At 31.0% G+C, this 19,318-nt stretch carries 22 protein-coding genes and 2 pseudogenes; 23 read left to right on the top strand and 1 reads right to left on the bottom strand.

The annotated features are described in order from the left end of the window. Window positions 1–11: 11 nt before the first annotated feature. The 4 genes from ACBT_RS01410 to ACBT_RS01395 are packed head-to-tail and all read left to right on the top strand — an operon-like array spanning window position 12 to window position 3,809. Window positions 12–1,532 (top strand): YHS domain-containing protein, encoded by a 1,521-nt coding sequence (locus tag ACBT_RS01410; RefSeq protein ID WP_024774231.1) that lies wholly within the window; start codon window positions 12–14, stop codon window positions 1,530–1,532. A gap of 3 nt (window positions 1,533–1,535) precedes the next feature. Continuing rightward, window positions 1,536–1,895: a phenol hydroxylase subunit P4 gene (locus tag ACBT_RS01405; protein ID WP_024774230.1), complete on the top strand. Its 360-nt coding sequence runs from the start codon at window positions 1,536–1,538 to the stop codon at window positions 1,893–1,895. Between the two features lies 1 nt (window position 1,896). Further along, window positions 1,897–2,955: an NADH:ubiquinone reductase (Na(+)-transporting) subunit F gene (locus tag ACBT_RS01400; protein WP_024774229.1), complete on the top strand. Its 1,059-nt coding sequence runs from the start codon at window positions 1,897–1,899 to the stop codon at window positions 2,953–2,955. A 47-nt stretch (window positions 2,956–3,002) separates the two neighbouring features. Further along, window positions 3,003–3,809 carry a sulfite exporter TauE/SafE family protein gene (locus tag ACBT_RS01395; protein WP_024774228.1) on the top strand — a complete coding sequence of 269 codons (807 nt, stop codon included), beginning with the start codon at window positions 3,003–3,005 and terminating at the stop codon, window positions 3,807–3,809. A gap of 24 nt (window positions 3,810–3,833) precedes the next feature. On the opposite strand, the pseudogene ACBT_RS11865 reads toward ACBT_RS01395, so the two are convergent. Further along, window positions 3,834–3,941, bottom strand: a pseudogene (locus tag ACBT_RS11865) (IS3 family transposase); the annotation flags it as partial. Window positions 3,942–4,009: 68 nt separating this feature from the next. Here ACBT_RS11865 and ACBT_RS01390 point away from each other — a divergent pair. The 19 genes and pseudogenes from ACBT_RS01390 to ACBT_RS01300 all read left to right on the top strand — a co-directional run bounded on the left by ACBT_RS01390 (window position 4,010) and on the right by ACBT_RS01300 (window position 19,309). Continuing rightward, a complete protein-coding gene (locus tag ACBT_RS01390) occupies window positions 4,010–5,500 on the top strand; it encodes a ferritin family protein (RefSeq protein WP_024774227.1) in 1,491 nt (496 codons plus the stop codon). Between the two features lie 21 nt (window positions 5,501–5,521). Next, complete coding sequence (locus ACBT_RS01385) at window positions 5,522–5,782, top strand: toluene-4-monooxygenase system B family protein (RefSeq protein WP_024774226.1); 261 nt, start codon at window positions 5,522–5,524, stop codon at window positions 5,780–5,782. Between the two features lie 14 nt (window positions 5,783–5,796). Next, window positions 5,797–6,141: a Rieske 2Fe-2S domain-containing protein gene (locus tag ACBT_RS01380; protein WP_024774225.1), complete on the top strand. Its 345-nt coding sequence runs from the start codon at window positions 5,797–5,799 to the stop codon at window positions 6,139–6,141. A gap of 21 nt (window positions 6,142–6,162) precedes the next feature. Next, entirely contained in the window at window positions 6,163–6,471 is a 309-nt protein-coding gene (locus ACBT_RS01375; RefSeq protein WP_024774224.1) for an MmoB/DmpM family protein, read from the top strand. Between the two features lie 12 nt (window positions 6,472–6,483). Then, on the top strand, window positions 6,484–7,485 hold the full coding sequence (locus ACBT_RS01370) for an aromatic/alkene monooxygenase hydroxylase subunit beta (RefSeq protein WP_024774223.1): 1,002 nt from the start codon (window positions 6,484–6,486) through the stop codon (window positions 7,483–7,485). Window positions 7,486–7,592: 107 nt separating this feature from the next. Beyond that, window positions 7,593–8,657, top strand: a complete 1,065-nt coding sequence (locus ACBT_RS01365; protein WP_024774222.1) for an alcohol dehydrogenase catalytic domain-containing protein — start codon at window positions 7,593–7,595, stop codon at window positions 8,655–8,657. A 12-nt stretch (window positions 8,658–8,669) separates the two neighbouring features. Further along, entirely contained in the window at window positions 8,670–9,623 is a 954-nt protein-coding gene (locus tag ACBT_RS01360) for an NAD(P)-binding domain-containing protein (RefSeq protein ID WP_034218380.1), read from the top strand. Window positions 9,624–9,937: 314 nt separating this feature from the next. Further along, window positions 9,938–10,210 (top strand): hypothetical protein, encoded by a 273-nt coding sequence (locus tag ACBT_RS01355; RefSeq protein ID WP_024774220.1) that lies wholly within the window; start codon window positions 9,938–9,940, stop codon window positions 10,208–10,210. 17 nt (window positions 10,211–10,227) lie between these two features. Beyond that, window positions 10,228–11,319: pseudogene (locus ACBT_RS01350) on the top strand (transposase); the annotation flags it as partial. 125 nt (window positions 11,320–11,444) lie between these two features. After that, window positions 11,445–11,762, top strand: a complete 318-nt coding sequence (locus ACBT_RS01345) for a 2Fe-2S iron-sulfur cluster binding domain-containing protein (RefSeq protein ID WP_024774218.1) — start codon at window positions 11,445–11,447, stop codon at window positions 11,760–11,762. 18 nt (window positions 11,763–11,780) lie between these two features. Then, a complete protein-coding gene (locus tag ACBT_RS01340; protein ID WP_024774217.1) occupies window positions 11,781–12,728 on the top strand; it encodes a catechol 2,3-dioxygenase in 948 nt (315 codons plus the stop codon). A 9-nt stretch (window positions 12,729–12,737) separates the two neighbouring features. Then, entirely contained in the window at window positions 12,738–13,163 is a 426-nt protein-coding gene (locus ACBT_RS01335; protein ID WP_024774216.1) for a GlcG/HbpS family heme-binding protein, read from the top strand. Continuing rightward, entirely contained in the window at window positions 13,163–14,620 is a 1,458-nt protein-coding gene (locus ACBT_RS01330) for a 2-hydroxymuconic semialdehyde dehydrogenase (protein WP_024774215.1), read from the top strand. Before ACBT_RS01335 ends, ACBT_RS01330 begins: the two co-directional genes overlap by 1 nt. A 9-nt stretch (window positions 14,621–14,629) precedes the next feature. Then, window positions 14,630–15,418 (top strand): 2-oxopent-4-enoate hydratase, encoded by a 789-nt coding sequence (dmpE, locus tag ACBT_RS01325; RefSeq protein WP_024774214.1) that lies wholly within the window; start codon window positions 14,630–14,632, stop codon window positions 15,416–15,418. 10 nt (window positions 15,419–15,428) lie between these two features. Continuing rightward, a complete protein-coding gene (locus tag ACBT_RS01320; RefSeq protein ID WP_024774213.1) occupies window positions 15,429–16,313 on the top strand; it encodes an acetaldehyde dehydrogenase (acetylating) in 885 nt (294 codons plus the stop codon). Window position 16,314: 1 nt separating this feature from the next. Further along, window positions 16,315–17,343 carry a 4-hydroxy-2-oxovalerate aldolase gene (gene dmpG, locus ACBT_RS01315; protein ID WP_024774212.1) on the top strand — a complete coding sequence of 343 codons (1,029 nt, stop codon included), beginning with the start codon at window positions 16,315–16,317 and terminating at the stop codon, window positions 17,341–17,343. Continuing rightward, on the top strand, window positions 17,343–18,131 hold the full coding sequence (gene dmpH / locus ACBT_RS01310) for a 2-oxo-3-hexenedioate decarboxylase (RefSeq protein WP_176325383.1): 789 nt from the start codon (window positions 17,343–17,345) through the stop codon (window positions 18,129–18,131). The genes dmpG and dmpH overlap by 1 nt, the downstream gene beginning before the upstream one ends. A gap of 136 nt (window positions 18,132–18,267) precedes the next feature. Continuing rightward, window positions 18,268–18,459, top strand: a complete 192-nt coding sequence (locus ACBT_RS01305) for a 2-hydroxymuconate tautomerase (protein ID WP_024774210.1) — start codon at window positions 18,268–18,270, stop codon at window positions 18,457–18,459. Between the two features lie 28 nt (window positions 18,460–18,487). Continuing rightward, complete coding sequence (locus ACBT_RS01300) at window positions 18,488–19,309, top strand: alpha/beta fold hydrolase (RefSeq protein WP_024774209.1); 822 nt, start codon at window positions 18,488–18,490, stop codon at window positions 19,307–19,309. Window positions 19,310–19,318 lie beyond the last annotated feature (9 nt).

Raw genomic sequence — 19,318 nt, 5'->3', positions numbered from 1 at the left:
AGGAGAATATTATGAGTGCAAATCAAAGAAAAAGAAGATTAGGTAAAAAAGAAAGTTATGAATATATGACAAGACTTGGTTGGGATGTTAGTTACCAAAAAGAAGAAGATGTTTATCCATTTATGAAATATGAAGGAATAAAAATCAACGATTGGAATGCTTGGGATGACCCTTTTAGAATGACTATGGAATCTTATTGGAAGTTACAAGCCGAAAAAGATAAAAAGCTTTACTCTATTATAGATGCTTTTGCACAAAATAATGGGCAAAAAAATATTTCTGATGGAAGATATGTAAATGCACTAAAAATATTTTTACAAGCTGTTACTCCAGTTGAACATAAAGTTGTAAGTGGATTTTCAAACGTTGCTAGAAACTTTAAAGGTGAGGGTGCAACAGTTGCTTGTCAAATGCAAGCTATTGATGAATTAAGACATTATCAAACTCAAGTTCATACAATTAGTCACTATAACAAATATTTTGATGGTTTTAGTGAATATACAACATTAGCAAGTAGAATGTGGTATTTATCAGTTCCAAAATCATTTAGCGATGATGTTGCAACAGCTGGTCCATTTGAGTTTATGGTTGCTGTTGGATTCTCTTTCGAATTTGTTTTAACAAGTTTACTATTTGTTCCATTTATGAGTGGAGCTGCTTATAATGGTGATATGGCAACAGTAACATTTGGATTCTCTGCTCAAAGTGATGAATCAAGACATATGACACTTGGACTTCAGGCTGTTAAATTTATGTTAGAACAAGATCCAGCAAATGTGCCAATTGTTCAAGAGTGGATGGATAAATGGTTATGGAGAGGATATAGATTATTATCAATAGTATCTGCTATGATGGATTATATGTTACCAAATTCTCCAACATCTTGGAGTGAAGCAGTAGGTTTATATATTGAGCAAAATGCTATGGCACTATACTCTGATTTAGAGAGATATGGTATTGAAAAACCAATGAAAATGCTTAACAAAATAATTGCTGAGAAAGAGCACTATTCTCACCAAGTTTGGAAAACACTTTATGTTCATGGTAATGCTGAAGCTTTCCATACTTGGATGCCAGATGAAGAAAAAATGAATTGGTTAAGTGAAAAATATCCAAATACATTTGATAAATATTACAGACCAGTATTTGAAGAGTACAAAAGAAGAGAGCAAAAAGGTGAAAGATATTACTCTGCAACATTGCCAGCTTTATGTCAAACTTGTCAACTACCAATTTTGTTTACAGATGTACAAAATGGAAATGAAACTATTTATTCTCATGCAGTAACTGAATTTGAAGGAGATAAATATCATTTTTGTTCAGATGAATGTAAAGGTATATTTCAAAGAGAACCTCAAAAATATGTTCAATCTTGGCTACCTGTATATCAAATTTTTCAAGGAAATTGTGGTGGGGCAACTATACCAGAAATTCTGAAATGGTATAGAGTAGAAGATGGTGTTGATAATATGGATTATGTAGGTTCACCAGATGAAGCTATGTGGAATAAATTAAAAAATATTAAAGGATAAACAATGGCAATGAGAACAATAGGAGAATATCCAACAATAATAAAAGATGCTGTAGAAAATTTTCATGGTAATCAGTTAGTACTTATTTATTGGCAAGGAAGATTTTTAGAAGGTTCTATAAAATGTTTTCCATTACCTCCTGAAATGCCTTTTGGAGCAATTGCATCTGATATTATTCCTGCAATTTATAAAATTGAACCAGATTTTGAACTACTAGATTTTGATAAAACTGAAGTTATTTGGGAAATAGATGGAAAAGTTGTTACTCCTGATTTTAGTAAATCACTAAAAGAAAATGGAGTAGGACACAAATCGTTTATTAAACTTATAACACCTACATTGACAGGAAAGATAGGAGCATAAAATGGCTTGTAGACTAGAAATTGAACCAACAGGCAATGTTGTAGAAGTTCAAGAAGGGCAAACCCTTCTTGATGCAGCTTTAAGACAAGGTATATATCTTCCTCATGCTTGTAATCATGGACTTTGTGGAACTTGTAAGGTTGAAGTTTTAGAGGGTGAAGTAGATTTGGGAAATGCTTCTTATTTTGCTTTAATGGAAAGTGAAAGAGAAGATGGATATTGTCTAGCTTGTACTGCAACTGCAAAAGAAGACGTAGTAATTGAAGCTGATATTGAAGTTGATGTTGATGCTAGAAATATTCCTGTAAAAGATGTTTGGGGAACAGTTATAAAAAGAGAGATGTTAACTCCAAGAATTTTGGGATTATGGATTGAACTTGATGATGATTTAGATTTTCAAGCTGGACAATATATAAACTATCATATTCCTGTATTTCCTGAACCAAGAGCATTTTCATTAGCAAATCAGCCAAGCACAGGAAGAGTAATAGAACTAAACATAGGAATAATTCCAGATGGTGAAGCAACTCCATGGATACATAAAAACGTAAAAGTTGGAGATAAAAGAAAAATAACTGGTCCTTTTGGAAGATTTTTTGTAAAAAAATCAGCTAATAAACCGATGATTTTCTTTGCTGGTGGTTCAGGTCTTTCTAGTCCAAAATCTATGATATTAGATGAATTGGAAAATGGTTGTACTCTTCCAATAACTCTATTTCACGGAGCAAGAAATCAAGAAGAGCTATATTATGCAGATTTATTTTGGGGTTTAGAGAAAAAATATCCAAATTTCAGATATGTTCCTGTTTTATCAAATAATGAAGATTCTTCATGGAAAGGTGAAGTAGGTTTTACAAATGATGTAGCAAAAAGGATGTATGATGGAAAATTCGAGGGAAATAAAGCTTATTTGTGCGGACCTCCAATGATGACTGAAGCTTGTATTAAAGTTTTAATGCAAGGAAGATTGTTTGAAAAAGATATTCATACTGAAAAATTCTTTTCAAAAGCAGATTTACACTCAAATAATACTAAAAGTCCTCTTTTCAAATCTATTTAAAGATACAACTTTTTTAAGTTGTATCTTCTTTTTTTAAAGGTTTTATAATGTTAGATTTACAAACAATTTTATATTTTTTAGCTTTGGGCTCTTTTGTCGGAGTTGTTTCAGGGCTTTTTGGAATAGGTGGTGGAGGAGTTATAGTTCCTGTTTTAACATCTATGTTTTTACTAAATAATACAATTGATGAAAATAATGTTGTTCATTTGGCTTTAGGAACTTCTATGGCAATTATAATTGTTACTTCAATTTCAAGTATTAAAGCTCAACAAAAGAAAAAAGCTATTGTTTGGGATGTTGTAAAGATGATGGTTCCTGGAATATTTATAGGCACATTTTTAGCAACTTTTATAGCTTCTAAGCTTGATTCATTTTATTTATCTATAATTTTTTCTTTGTTTATGTTTTATTCTGCTGTAATAATGTTTGTAGGTAAAAAACCAAAACCTGAGAATAAGATTTTTACAGCAAAAACTCATATACTTTCAGGTGGTGCTATTGGAGCATTATCATCTTTAGTGTCTATTGGAGGTGGAATTATGAGTGTTCCTTATTTATTGCATCAAAATATAGATATTAAAAAAGCAATTGCAACATCTTCAGCAATTGGTTTACCAATAGCAATTTCAGGAACTTTGGGATACATCATAAATGGTTGGAGTCACACTTCTATTGAAACTTTAACTTTAGGATTTGTATCAATTCCTGCACTTATTTGTGTAGCATTTGCTAGTTTTTTAACAGCTCCAATTGGTGTTATGTTAGTGCATAAAATAAATGTTGATTTGATGAAAAAATTATTTTCATTAATTCCTTTAATTCTTAGTTTAAAGATGATTGGAGTGGTAACTTAAATTAAGACATATTTATTTCATTTTCTATACTGCTGTTACTGAGTGTAACCTTTCTATCTTTTCTTCAAATTCAACAGGAGATAATCCATTTAAATAACTATGAGATCTAATTCTATTATAAAACAGTTCAATAGATAATGCGATTAAATTGCGATAACTATTTATTAGAATGCGTTTACAAATATAATAAGGAGTAGAATATGTCTTTAATGAAAAGAGAAGAATGGTATGATTTAACTCGAACAACAAATTGGACACCCAAATATGTTACAGAGGATGAACTCTTTCCTGAAGAAATGAGTGGAGCTAGAGGAATTTCACTTGAGAAATGGGAAAATTATGATGAACCGTATAAAGTTACATTTCCAGAGTATGTTGAAACACAAAGAGAAAAAGATGCAGGGATTTACTCTATAAAAGCTGCTTTATCTAGATCTAAATTTATGGATAATGTAGATCCAGGTTGGGAAGCTACAATGCAGTTACACTATGGAGCAGTTGCAACCGCTGAATATGCTGCTAGTATTGCTGAAACAAGAATGGCTAGATTTGCAAAAGCTCCAGGTAATAGAAACATGGCAACTTTTGGTATGCTTGATGAAAATAGACACGGTCAACATCAATTATATTTTCCACATACTTACACAGAAAGAAGTAGACAATGGGATTGGGCTTGGAAAGCAAATCATACAAATGAGTGGGCTGCGGTTGCCGGTAGAAACTTCTTTGATGATATTATGTTAACTAGAGATGCAGTTGCAACTTCTATTATGCTTACTTTCTCTTTTGAGACAGGATTTACAAATATGCAATTTTTAGGTCTAGCTGCAGATGCTGCAGAAACAGGAGATCATACTTTTGCGAGTTTAATTTCAAGTATTCAAACAGATGAGTCAAGACATGCACAACAAGGAGGACCATCTTTAAAAATTCTTGTTGAAAATGGTAAAAAAGAAGAAGCACAAAAAATGGTTGATTTGTCAATTTGGAAAGCATGGAGATTATTTTCTGTTTTAACAGGACCAATTATGGATTATTATACTCCTATATCACATAGAAAGCAATCATTTAAAGAATTTATGGAAGAGTGGATTGTTGCACAATTTGAAAGACAATTACTCGATATTGGATTAGACCTACCATGGTACTGGAATGAATTTATTGCTGATATTTCAGATAGACATCATAGTATGCATTTAGGTGTTTGGTATTGGAGAGCAACTGCTTGGTGGAATCCAGCAGCAGGTGTTGGAAAAGATGAAAGGGCATGGCTAGAAGAGAAATATCCAGGATGGACTGATACATATGGAAAAACTTGGGATGTTATAACGAATAATTTACTTGAAGGTAGAGAAAATTTAGTATCACCTGAAACACTTCCTATTATTTGTCATACAGGTTTTATTCCATTAGTTACACCACCTCATACAAAAAGATCAGAAGGACAATTGGTAGATTATCAACTTGAACATGAAGGTAGGTTATATCATTTTAATTCAGTTGTTGATAAATGGGTATTTGAAACTGATCCTGAGAGATATAAAGGTGTTATGACAGCTGTTGATCATTTCTTGGCTGGGCATATTAATCCACCAGATTTAGCTGGAGCTTTAGCTTGGATGGATTTAAGCCCTGGTGAACTTGGTAAAGATGCACATGATTTTGCATGGGTAGAAGATTTTAGAAAATAAATAATATAGAAAGGATAATTAATGGCATTATTTCCACTATCTTCATTATTTGAAGATGATTTTGTAGCACAGTTAGTACCAGTTGATACTGAGGATAATATGGATGAAGTAGCACAAAAATGTGCTTATCATTCTGTAAATAGAAGAGTACTTCCTGTTGAAGGTAAAGTTATGAGAGTAAAAAGACATAGCAATGGTGAAGTGTTTCCAAGAAATATGAAGGTACAAGATGCAAATCTTTTACCAACAGAAACTATAGAAGTTTTCTATAGCAATGACTGAAGGGAGAGTTTAAAATGGCTTTTGAAAAAATATGTACATTAGATGACGTTTGGGAAGGTGAAATGAAGGCATTTACAACTAAAGATGGTACAGAAGTTTTAGTTGTAGCACATGAAGATGACAAGATAGTTATTTTTCAAAATATGTGCCCTCATCAAGAAATAACATTAGGTCAAAAAGGTATATTAAATGAGAATGGGGTACTAGTATGTACAGCTCATTTGTGGGAGTTTGATTCTTGTACAGGAAAAGGTTTGAATCCTACTGATTGTAAACTTGCTGTTTATCCATCTAAAGTAGAGGGTGATGATATTTATGTTGATACAGAGGGAATTACTCCTGAAAAATCACATAGTTAATAAAATTAGGAAGGTAATAATATGTCATATAATAAAGATATAGTTAATAATAATAATGTAGGACCAATCATGAGAGCTGGTGATGTTGCATTAGCTGTAGCTGAAGCAGCTGAAATAGATAATCCAGATAAAGATATTAAAGTTTCTGATCAAACTGCTTATCTTAGAATTTCTTGTGAACAAGAAATGATAATCAGAAGAGATACGATAGAAGAGTGTTTAGGTAAACATTTTGAAATGAGAGAACTTGAAATAAATATGGCATCTTTTGCTGGTCAAATTCAATCAACAACTGATTCGGTAAGATTTTACTTTGATAAACAACAATAAAAAGGAAATATTATGAGTGAAAAAGTTAAAACACAAAATTTTGCGCATCCACTAAAAACGTGGTCGCATCTTTCTGGTGGAAGAAAAAAACCTAGTGAATATGAAATAGTTTCAAAAAATTTACATTTTCATATGAATAATCAAGCACAACCATTCCATTTTCCAGATGTTGAAATGAGCAAATGGTATATAAAAAATAGAAATAATAGTCCATTAAAACATAGTGATTGGGATGCATTTAATGATCCTGATAAATTAGTGTATAGAACCTATAATATTTTACAAGATGGTCAAGAGATATATATTAAAGGTCTTTTTGATCAAATGAATGAAAGAGGTCATGATGAAATGCTTCAAGAAAGTTATGCAAAAGTTTTAGCTAGATTATATACACCTGCGAGATATGTATATCATACTTTACAGTTAGGCTCAGCATATTTACAACAAATGGCACCTTCAAGTACTATTACAAATTGTGCAACATATCAAACGGCAGATGAATTAAGAGCTTTAACGCATACTGCATACAGAACAAAAGAACTTTCTAATACATTTAAAAGTATAGGTTTTGCTGAAAATGAAAGAGAAATTTGGGAAAATGATATTGCATGGCAAGGTATTAGAGAATTAATGGAAAATGCTCTAGTTGCCTGGGATTGGGCAGAAACATTTATTGTTTTAAATTTACTTGCAAAACCAGCGATTGAAGAATCAATTCAAGTTCAATTTGGAAATTATGCGAAAGATAATAATGATACTTTATTAGGACTACTTAGTCAATCCCAATTTAACGATAGTTTGAGACATAGAAAATGGGCAACTGCATTAGTTAAAATGGCTCTAGAAGTTGAGGGAAATAAAGAATATATTCAATCAATTGTAGCAAAATGGCTACCTTTAACGTATAAAGCAATTGAAGCTTATTGCAATGAAATTCCAGATGTGCAAGATGCTGCTCAAGACGCTAAAAATTCTTTAAAAGACTTTTTAAAGACACTTGATCTATCTGTATAATTTCAACAAAATTATTTGAGAAGATGATATTTATGTCGTCTTCTCAATATCTTCTAAATTAGTTTTCATTAGAAGATTTGATAAATTAATCCATATAAAGGTTAACTATGAAAACAGCAATATATTATGGACCAAAAGATATAAGATGTGGAGAAAAAGAAACGCCAATAATTTCTAATAAATTTGATATCAAAGTAAAAGTTTTAGCTACTTCTATTTGTGGTTCAGATCTCCATTTATATAGAGGTTCATTGGACTTAATTATGGAAAGAGGAGTTTCTCAAACTGGTCATGAACTTTGTGGAGAGGTTTTAGAAATTGGTACTAACGTATCAAAATTTAAAGTAGGTGATAGAATCTCGATGGCATATTCATGTTCTTGTGGTCATTGCTATATGTGTGAATGTGGACAGACAGCTCATTGTGAAACAACAAACAAATCTGTTTATGGATTTGGAATTCCTTTTGGTAATTTAAATGGTACACATACTGAAGAAATGATTATTTCTCATGCAGAAGCTCATTCAATAATTATTCCAGAAGAAATATCTGATGTTGCGGCATTAACATTATCATGTAATATGCCAAGCGCAATTATCGCAAATGAATTAGCAAATATTAAAGTTGGGGAAAAAGTTGCAATAATTGGTGCTGGACCTACTGGGTTAATGTCATTAGATATAGCACTTACTAAAACTGCAGCAAAAAATATACTTGTCGTTGAACCAATTAAATATAGGAGAGAATTTGCACTTAAAAAAGGTGTAAATACTATAGATCCAAATTCTGATAATTTTAAAGAGGATGCATTGAAAATTTCAGGAATTAGAGGTTTTGATAAAATAATTGAAATGGTTGGACATAAAGAAACTTTACAAATGGCATTTGATTTAATAAGAGCAGGTGGAACAATATCTGCTCTTGGAGTGTTTACAGATCAAGAATTTAATTTAATTTTGAATGATGTATTTTTAAGAGATATTAGTTTACATATGAATGGTTTTGCAAACGTTCAACCATATATGAAACTTGCACTTAAATATATTCAAGATGGAATTGTTAATCCTGATGAGTATTTTTCTCATGAGTTTAACTTAGATGATATTGATCAAGCATTTAAATTATTTAATAATAAAGAAGATAATGTTATGAAAATATTAATAAAACCCTAAAAAGGACAGAATATGATTGATGAGATATATGATATAGTAATACTAGGTGCTGGTCCTGCAGGAATTGCAACTGCATATGAGGCTGAAATTTTAGGTCTTAAAAAAATACTTATTTTGGAAAAAACAACTTCACATTCTTCAACTATAAAGAACTTTTATGAAGAAGGTAAACCAATTGATCGAGACTGGGGAGGGCATGTTGTTGAACTTCTCGGAAATATTGATTTCCAATATATAAAAGAGAAAAAGATAGATATTTTTGATTCAATTTTGAGTAAATCAGAAATTATTAAAACAGTTTTTAATAGTGAAGCATATTTGGTTGAAAAAAGGGATGAATTATTTACTATTCAAGCAACATCAGGTAAATATTATTCAAAAAATGTGGTAATTGCAATTGGAAGAATGGCAAAACCACAAAAACCAGATTATAAGTTACCTAGAAAGTTGGCAAAAAGGATTAATTTTGATTTATCATCAGCTTCAACTGGAGAAAAAATTTTAGTAGTTGGAGGGGGAGATAGTGCTTCAGAATATGCATGTTCTCTGAGTAAAAATAATGATGTAACAATTACATATAGAAAAGAAAAATTTACAAGACCAAATCCCTTAAATCAAAAAAAACTTCAAGATTATTTTGAAAATGGAACATTAAAATACAAATTAGGTGTAGATATAAAAGAAATTATAGATGAAAATGGTCTTATAAAAATATTGTATTCTGACGATAGTAGCGATATTTATGAAAGAATGATATTTGCATTGGGAGGAACGACTCCAATTGATTTTATTATGAACTGCGGTATAACTATTGATGAATTTTCTCAACCAATCTATAATGAAAATAATGAAACCGTTATAAAAGGATTATTTGTAACAGGTGATATAGTGTTTAAAAATGGCGGAAGCATTTCATTAGCCTTTAATCAAGGTTACAAAATTGCAAAGTTTATAACAAAATCTTAAACAAAGGATTCATTTAAGATTAATATACTCAAAGTTAGTATTTAAAAAAATAACAAAATATAAAATTTAGAGAAATAAAGTCCAACCAGCTATTTATTTACATTCTAATAATTTATTAGGATTAAATCAAATATAAAATATTTATTTAATCCTACAATTTAAATCTTAATTACTTTATTTATATATTATTTAACTCAACTTTCGCACATAAAAAATCATCAATTTCTTATATATAAAAGCTTTGCTAAATCCCATAAATAGACACTTTTGGATATAATTTCATTACCACAATCAACTATATTAAAGGTAAATCTATGGGACTTGACAATTTTATCCAAACTGCTATGAATAGTGTGTTAAAGAATCCAATATTATTAGTTTTAATAGATATAAATTTTAGTTCTATTTTAAAACAGAGTAATTTTATAAAAAGAGATATTGGTAAATCTCCATATCTAGTTATTTTACATTTTTTGTATATGTTTGTAATAAATAGAAAAATTTCTAGTTTTATGAAATATAGTAATGATAGTTATCTCAAAGAGAGTGCAAGCACAAGAAAAAAGATGTATATTACAGACTTTTAAAAGATAATCGATATAACTGGAGAAAATTACTATTACTGACATCTGTAAAACTAATTTGTAAATTACATAAACTTCAAAAAACAACTGATACAAAAGTATTGATTATAGATGATACTGTTGAAATTAAAAGAGGTAAATTTATAGAAGGTAGTTGTAAAAATCTTTGGAGTAATAAAGAAAAAAGAGTAGTAAAAGGTTTGAATATTGTATCACTTAATTATAGTGATTGTTATACTGATATGATGTTAGATTTTTCTATTAACTACAACAAAAATCAAATTGTAAATGTTAATGAAAACTATTTTCATCATAAAAGTAATGCTTATAAAAGAAGAGTTGAAGGTAATGATGGTAAAAATATTTTAGCTCTACATATGATTCAAAGAGTTTTAAAATCTGGAATATATGTAGATTATTTACTAGTTGATAGTTGGTATGCTAAACCAAATTTTATAAATGAAGTAAAAGAAAATGGTATTGATGTAATTGCAAGATTATCAAAATCAAATAGAATTTGGCAATTTACAGGTAAATTTAAAACACTTGAGTCTATTTATAATCAAGTAAATAATCAAAAAACATCTAAACTTAGTAACTATAACTCTATTAAATACACTTATGTTTCAACTACAACTACACATAAAACACTTGGAAGAATAAAAATTGTATTTATTAAAACCAAAGATAATCTTATTCCAATAATATCAACAAATACAAATTTATCTGATATTGAAATTATCAATACTTATAAAAAAAGATGGAACATAGAACAAGGATATAAAGATTTAAGAGAGTATTTTCAATTTGGAAAAGAAGAAAATAGAATCTATGAAGCAATTATTGCTAGAATAACTCTATCATTTTTAGCTTATAATCTCACAAGTTATATAAATCGCATAAATAATGAACCCCAAACATTAGGTAATCTTTTTAGAGATTTAGAATGCCAGCTTGAAACTCTAGCAATATCTATGGAATTATTTGTAAAAATCCTAGAACAAATAATAGAATCTCAAGAAATTGTCAAGAGAAATAAAGATTTAGAACAAATCATTCATATGCTCAGAGTTTACACTAAAAAACAATTAGGTTTTATGTGCGAAAGTTGAGTTATTTAAAAATATAAAATCTTTATAAAAAAGAAAAAGCGAATTTTATGCGAATTATTTAAAGTAAAGTTCACATAGTTAAAAAGCTTAAAAAACTTTTTAAATTTATAACTAAGGATAGAATTTTGAAATATGATGTACTTGTTAAAGACAAAGACAGAAGTCAAAAATGCCTTGAAGATAAAAATTTAATGGATAGTTTGTATGTATATACGGACTTAGTTCCAAAGGGTTGTCATAATGGAGCTTGTGGCGTATGTAAAATCAAAGTCCATGATGGCGAATTTCACAAAGATAAAATGAACAGAAAACATGTATCACAAGAGGAAGAGAATAACAATATTCTTTTAGCTTGTAAGGTTTTCCCAAAAGCTGATATGAAAATTGAATTTATAGCTAGAGAAAAAAATGAATCTAAACAACAATATAGATTTGGATCTTAAATAAACTAAGGAGATAAAATGAGCGGAGTTATGAGAATTGGACATCTTGATTTAAATGTTTTAGACATTAATATATCAAGAAATTTTTATGTAAATATTATGGGAATGGAAGTTACAAAAGAAGATTCTGATGGAACACTTTATCTTAAATGTTGGGATGAGTGGGATAAATATAGTTTAATCTTAAGACCTAGTGATGAAGCTACATTTAACAGAGTTGCTTATAAAGTTGAAAAAGATAGTGATATTGATGATTTAAAAGCAAAAATAGAAGCCTATGGAATTTCTACAGAAATTTTACCTGAAGGATCTGTTCCTGAGTGTGGAAGAGTTCTTAAATTTGATGCTCCTAGTGGACATGAATTTAATCTTTATGCTAAAAAAACTTTTGTTGGAAAAGATGTAGGTTCAACAAATCCAAGACCTTGGCCATTTGAAGGAAGAGGTATAAAAGTTCACTGGATTGACCATGTTTTATTAATGTGTCAAGGTCCAGAAAAAGTTATGGCTGCAACTAAATTCTTCCAAGAAGTTTTAGAGTTTAATCTAGCAGAACAAGTATGTGTTGGACCAAATGGTTCACTTCAAGCTGCTACTTGGTTAGCTAGAACTTCAACACCTCATGATTTAGCATTTGTTGCAGGTCCTGAAACTGGTATGCATCACTTTGCATTTTTCCTAGATGGATGGAATGATATATTAAGAGCAGCAGATGTTATGGGAATGCATAATGTTAAAATAGATGTTACTCCTCAAAGACATGGTATTACTAGAGGTGAAACAATTTATTTCTTTGATCCATCAGGACATAGACTTGAAACTTTTGCAGGATTAGGATATTTAATGCAACCTGATATGCCAACAGTTACTTGGACAGAAGATGAGCTATGGAGAGGAATTTTCTACCACACAGGACAAGAAAATGGTGCATTTACAACAGCTTATACTCTTTCAGCATATAAATAGTAGCAAGTTATGAATAACACTTTGATTGAAAAAACTATATCAAGACAAGCATCGGTTAAAGCTTGCATTTGTGCTATTGAAAAAGCCGAAGAGTTAAATATATCTATTAATGTTTCTGTAGTAGATAACAAAGGTTTAGAAATGGCATTTATTAGAATGAATAACTCTTTTATTCATTCTATTGATATTGCAAAAGACAAAGCTTATACAAGTGCTAGTTTTGGATTTCCTACAGAACAATGGACAACAATTTTTAAAAATATGCCTCATCTTGAGCAAGGATTTTCAAATAGAAATAGATTAATCCCCTTTGGTGGGGGTTTACCTATTTTTGAAGATGGAGTAAAAGTTGGAGCAATTGGAGTTTCGGGTGGAACAGAAGAAGAAGATATTATTTGTGCAAAATATGCAATTGAAAAAATAGGATTAAAATAATGAAAAAAGTACAACACTATATTAACGGAAAATTTATGGATTCACAATGTGGTGAATTTTTTGATAACTTTAACCCAGCAACAGCTGAAATTATTTCAAAAGTAGCTCTTGGAAGAGAACCTGAAGTAAATGCAGCAGTAGCAGCAGCTAAAGCCGCACTTACTGGTGAATGGGGACAAATGAAACTAAACGATAGAGTTGCATTAATGTATGAAGTTGCAAATGAAATAAATAGAAGATTTGATGATTTTTTAGAAGCTGAAAGTTTAGATACAGGAAAACCTTACTCTATTGCTAGACATATTGATATTCCAAGAGGTGGAGCAAACTTTAAAGTTTTTGCAGATACTATGAAATCTTATGCAGATGAGGCATATAGATCGGATACACCTGATGGAAAAACTATGCTTAATTACTCTATGAGAAAACCAAAAGGAGTAATTGCAGTAATTTCACCTTGGAATTTACCGCTTTTACTTATGACTTGGAAAGTAGGACCTGCAATGGCTTGTGGAAACTCTGTTGTTGTAAAACCATCTCAAGTAACTCCAACAACAACTTCACTTTTAGGAGAAGTTATGAGTAAAGTTGGAGTTCCAGCAGGTGCATATAATGTTGTTCAAGGAAAAGGAAGTATTACTGGAAATCTTTTAACTGCTCATCCTGATATTGATGCTATTACATTTACAGGAGAGACAAAAACAGGTGAAATGATAATGAATGCTTGCTCTGTTGGAGTAAGAGATGTATCACTAGAACTTGGAGGAAAAAATCCTGCAATTATTTTTGCTGATTGTGACATGCAAAAAGCAGTATTTGAAACAACTAGATCTTGTTTTGCAAATTCAGGACAGGTATGTTTAGGAACAGAGAGAGTTTATGTTCAAAGACCTATTTTTGATGAATTTGTTGCAAAATTAAAAGAGTCTGCTTCTAAATTAAAACTTGGAGTTCAACATGATGAGAGTGTTGATATGGGGCCTCTTGTTAGTAAATCACATCAAGAAAAAGTTTTAGAGTATTATGAACTAGCTAAAAAAGAGGGTGCAAATATTGTTTTAGGAGGAGGAGTTCCTAAAATGGAAGGAAATCTAGCAAATGGATTTTGGATTGAACCTACAATTTGGACAGGACTTCCTGAAACTGCAACGGTTGTAAAACAAGAAGTATTTGGACCTTGTTGTCATATTGCACCATTTGACACAGAAGAAGAGGCTATAAAAATGGCAAATGACACAAAATATGGGCTTGCTTCAACTATTTTCACTCAAGATTTAGACAAAGCTCACAGAGTTGCATCTAAAATTGATTCAGGTATAGTTTGGGTAAACTCATGGTTCTTAAGAGATTTAAGAACTGCATTTGGTGGGATGAAAGCTTCAGGAATTGGAAGAGAAGGTGGACATCATTCACTTGAATTCTATACAGAATTAAAAAATATTTGTATCAAAATGTAAGGTTTATTTATGGAAAAAGCAAAAATAGAAAAATATGGAAATGAGCTATATGAAGCACTAAAAAATCAACAAACAATTGAGCCTATCTCATCAAGAGAGGCTGATTGTACGATTGAAGATGCATATGCTATTCAACACCACTTCTTAGCAAGAAGACTAAGTGATGATAAAACAAGAATCATTGGTAAGAAAATTGGAGTAACTTCAAAAGTAGTTATGAATATGTTAGGAGTTCATCAACCTGATTTTGGATATCTTTTATCAGATATGATTTATAACGATGGTGATGTTATTGATGTAACTAATAAAATGATTCAACCAAAAGCAGAAGGTGAAATTGCTTTTGTTTTAAAAGAAGATTTAATGGGACCTGGTGTTACAACAGCAGATGTGTTAAGAGCTACAAAATTTGTAATGCCTTGTTTTGAAATAGTTGATTCAAGAATAAAAGATTGGAAAATAAAAATTCAAGATACTGTAGCAGATAATGCTTCTTGTGGATACATAGTATTTGGAGGCAAAGGAGTGGATCCAAGAGATGTTGATTTAACAACTTGTGGAATTACTTTAGAGTGTAATGGTGAGTTATTGCATACAGGAGCTGGAGCTGCAGCTTTAGGAAGTCCTGTTAATGCAGTTGCTTGGCTTGCAAATACACTTGGCTCATTTGGAGTTGGTTTAAAAGCTGGTGAAGTAATTCTTTCAGGAGCACTTTGTGCAATGGTTACTATTAAATCAGGCGATAACATGACTATAAATATTGGTGGAATTGGTTCTGCTTCTTGTAGATTTATATAAAGGAAAATAGATGAGTAAAATTAATTGTGCATTAATTGGATCTGGAAATATTGGAACAGATCTAATGTATAAACTTCAAAGAAGTGAAATATTAAATCCTTTATGGATGGTTGGAATTGATCCTGATTCAGATGGACTTGCAAAAGCAAGAGAAGCTGGTATGAAAACAACTCACGAGGGAGTTGATGGTTTACTTCCTTTTATAAAAGAAGATGGTGTAAAAATTGCATTTGATGCAACTTCAGCTTATGTTCATGGTGAAAACAATAGAAAATTAGCAGAACTTGGAGTTATGGTTATTGATTTAACACCTGCTGCTATTGGACCATTTTGTGTACCATCTGTAAATATTGATGAGTTATTAGCACAAAATACACAAAATGTGAACATGGTAACTTGTGGTGGACAAGCAACTATTCCTATGGTTGCAGCTGTTTCAAGTGTTCAAGCGGTTGATTATGCAGAAATTATTGCAACAGTTGCTTCAAAATCAGCAGGTCCTGGAACTAGAGCAAATATAGATGAGTTTACAGAGACAACAAAACTTGGGATTGAAAGAGTTGGAAATGTAAAAAAAGGTAAAGCTATTATTATTTTAAATCCAGCAGAGCCACCACTTATGATGAGAGATACTGTTCATTGTCAAACAGTTGCCGAGCCAAATAAAGAAGCAATTACTAAATCAGTTCATGAAATGGTAAAAAAAGTACAACAATTTGTACCAGGATATAAACTGAAAAATGGACCAGTTTTTGATGGTAAAAAAGTTTCTATTTTCCTTGAAGTTGAAGGATTAGGAGATTACCTACCAAAATATGCAGGTAACTTAGACATTATTACAGCAGCTGCAACAAACATTGCAGAAAAAATGGCTGAAAAAATTAAAGGAGAATAACATGAATTTAAAAGGTAAAAAAGTAACAATTCATGATATGTCTTTAAGAGATGGAATGCACTCTATTAGACATCAATTTACATTAGATCAAATGGCTGCTATGTCAAAAGCTATGGATGAAGCTGGTGTTCCTATGATTGAGGTAACTCATGGTGATGGTTTAGGTGGAAGTTCACTTAACTATGGATATGGATTACATACTGATGAAGAGTGGATTGAGTGCGCAGTTTCAAATGTAAAAAATGCAAAAATCTCTGCTCTTTTACTTCCTGGAATTGGGATTGTAAAAGATTTAGAAAGAGCTGTAAAAAAAGGTATCTCAACTGTTAGAGTTGCAACTCATTGTACAGAAGCCGACTGTTCAGCTCAACATATAAAAGCAGCTGTTTCTATGGGACTTGATACAGTTGGTTTTTTAATGATGGCTCATATGGTGACTCCTGAAAAATTACTAGAAGAGGCAGCAAAAATGGTCTCTTATGGAGCAAAAACTATCTATGCAACTGATTCAGCTGGATATATGCTACCAGATGATGTAAGTGCAAGAATTGCAATTCTTAAAAAAGAGTTTGGAAATGATATAGAGTTAGGATTCCATGGACATAACAATATGTCAATGGGAGTTGCAAACTCTTTAGCTGCTATTGAAGCTGGAGCTACAAGAATTGATGCAAGTCTTGCTGGATTTGGAGCAGGTTCTGGAAATACTGCAACTGAAGTTTTAGTTGCTGTTTTAAATAGAATGGGTGTAGAAACAGGAATTGATTTACATAAAATTGAAGATGCAGCAGAAGATATAGCACTTCCTATTATGGGAAAACCTACAAGAATTTCAAGAGATTCTATTACTTTGGGATATGCTGGGGTTTATTCATCTTTTCTTTTATTTGCAAGACGTGCAGAAGAAAAATATGGAATTGATGCAAGAACACTTTTACTAGAACTAGGGCGAAGAGGAATGGTAGGTGGTCAAGAAGATATGATTGAAGACTTAGCACTTGATATGGCAAAAGCGAAAGGATTAATATAATGAGTTTAGATAGAGCAACAATTGAAAAATTAGCAAAGCATTGTGAGGATGCTGAGTTAGAAGCTTATGAAATCACTAAAATAACTGAAGATTATCCAGAAATGACATATAAAGATGCCTATGATATTCAATGGACTGCAAGAGCTGCGAAAGAGGCAAGAGGGCACAAAATTGTAGGTATGAAAATGGGACTTACATCTCAAGCTAAAATGAAACAAATGGGTGTTTCTGATCCTTGTTATGGATATTTAGCTGATTATTTTAGTTTTGGTGATGGATCTTGTATAAAAATTGATGAGTTAATTCATCCAAAAGTTGAAGCAGAAATTGCTTTTGTTTTAAAAAGTGATTTAAGTGGACCTGGTTGTCATATTGGTGATGTTTTAGCTGCAACAGATTTTGTAATGCCTGCTGTTGAAATTATTGACTCAAGATATAAAGATTTCAAATTTGACTTAAAATCTGTTATTGCTGATAATTCATCAAGTTCAAGATATGTAACTGGTGGAAGAATGAGAGATGTTAAAGATTTAGATTTAAAAACTCTTGGTGTTGTAATGGAAATAAATGGTGAAGTAGTAGAAGTAGGGGCTGGAGCTGCTGTTCTTGGGCATCCTGCAACTGCAATAGCTATGCTTGCTAATATGTTAGCTGAGAGGGGAGAGGTTTTAAAAGCAGGAACATTTATTCTTTCAGGTGCAATTACAGCTGCTGTTAGTGTAAAAAAAGGTGATAATGTAACAGTTAAGTTTCAAGATTTAGGAACTTTATCATTTAAATTTATATAAAAATAGGGACTATTTTAAGAACAACTCGTTGTTCTCTTTAGAGTTTGCTTCTTTAAAGATGGCTTTGCCATCTTGTTAAAAGAAGTTAGATATGAAATAGGTCCCTTAAAAATTGGATAATTTTTAAGGAGAATTCATGCCAATAGCTACAATAAATATTGTTGAGGGAAGAAGTGATGAGAAAAAAGAGAAACTTATAGAAAAAGTATCTTTAGCAATTGCGGAATCTTTAGATGCACCACTTGAAACTGTAAGAGTTATAATAAATGAAATGCCAAAACAGCATTTTGGTATAGGTGGAAAAAGCGCTAAAAAGTTAGGAAAATAAGAATTTATTAAAAATAAAGGAAAAAAAGATGTCAAATCCAGAGATAGCGAAGAATATAAGAACAGGTAAGTTTAATACAAATTATCATGAATTAGGACAAGGTGAACCTGTAATGTTTATTCATGGTTCAGGACCTGGAGTATCAGCTTATGCAAACTGGAGAGGATCAATGCCAGTTTTAGCAGAGAAATTTAGAGTAATAGCTCCAGATATGGTAGGATTTGGTTATACAGATAGACCAGAAGGTATTACTTATAATATGGATGTTTGGGTACAACAAATTATTGATTTAATGGATGCTTTAGGAATTGAAAAAACAAACCTAGTTGGAAACTCTTTTGGAGGTGGTTTAGCAATTGCTTTAACTATAAAATATCCGCAAAGATTTAATAAAGTTGTTTTAATGGGTGCTGTTGGAGTATATTTTGATTTAACATACGGACTTGATAAAGCATGGGGATATAATCCAAGTATTGAAAATATGAAAGAGTTGCTTGATATTTTTGCTTATGATAGAAGTATTGTAACAGATGATTTGGCAAAACTAAGATATGAAGCAAGTATTAGACCTGGTTTTCATGAATCATTTTCTTCAATGTTTCCAGCTCCAAGACAAAATGGAATAGATATGATGACTAGCTGTGAACAAGATATTAAAAAGATAGATAAAGATGTTTTAATTATTCATGGAAGAGAAGATAAAGTAATACCTGTACAAAATTCTATAAGATTAAATCAACTTATTTTAAAATCACAATTGCATATATTTGGACAATGTGGACATTGGACACAAATAGAGCATAAAGATAGATTTAATAATCTATTGTTAAATTTCTTTTCGGAGAAATAATAAAGGCAG

It is taken from the genome of Aliarcobacter cibarius (assembly GCF_013372265.1).
Lineage (GTDB): Bacteria > Campylobacterota > Campylobacteria > Campylobacterales > Arcobacteraceae > Aliarcobacter > Aliarcobacter cibarius.
Note: the sequence above shows the minus strand (reverse complement) of the source record. Positions and strands in the feature narration are given on the sequence as shown.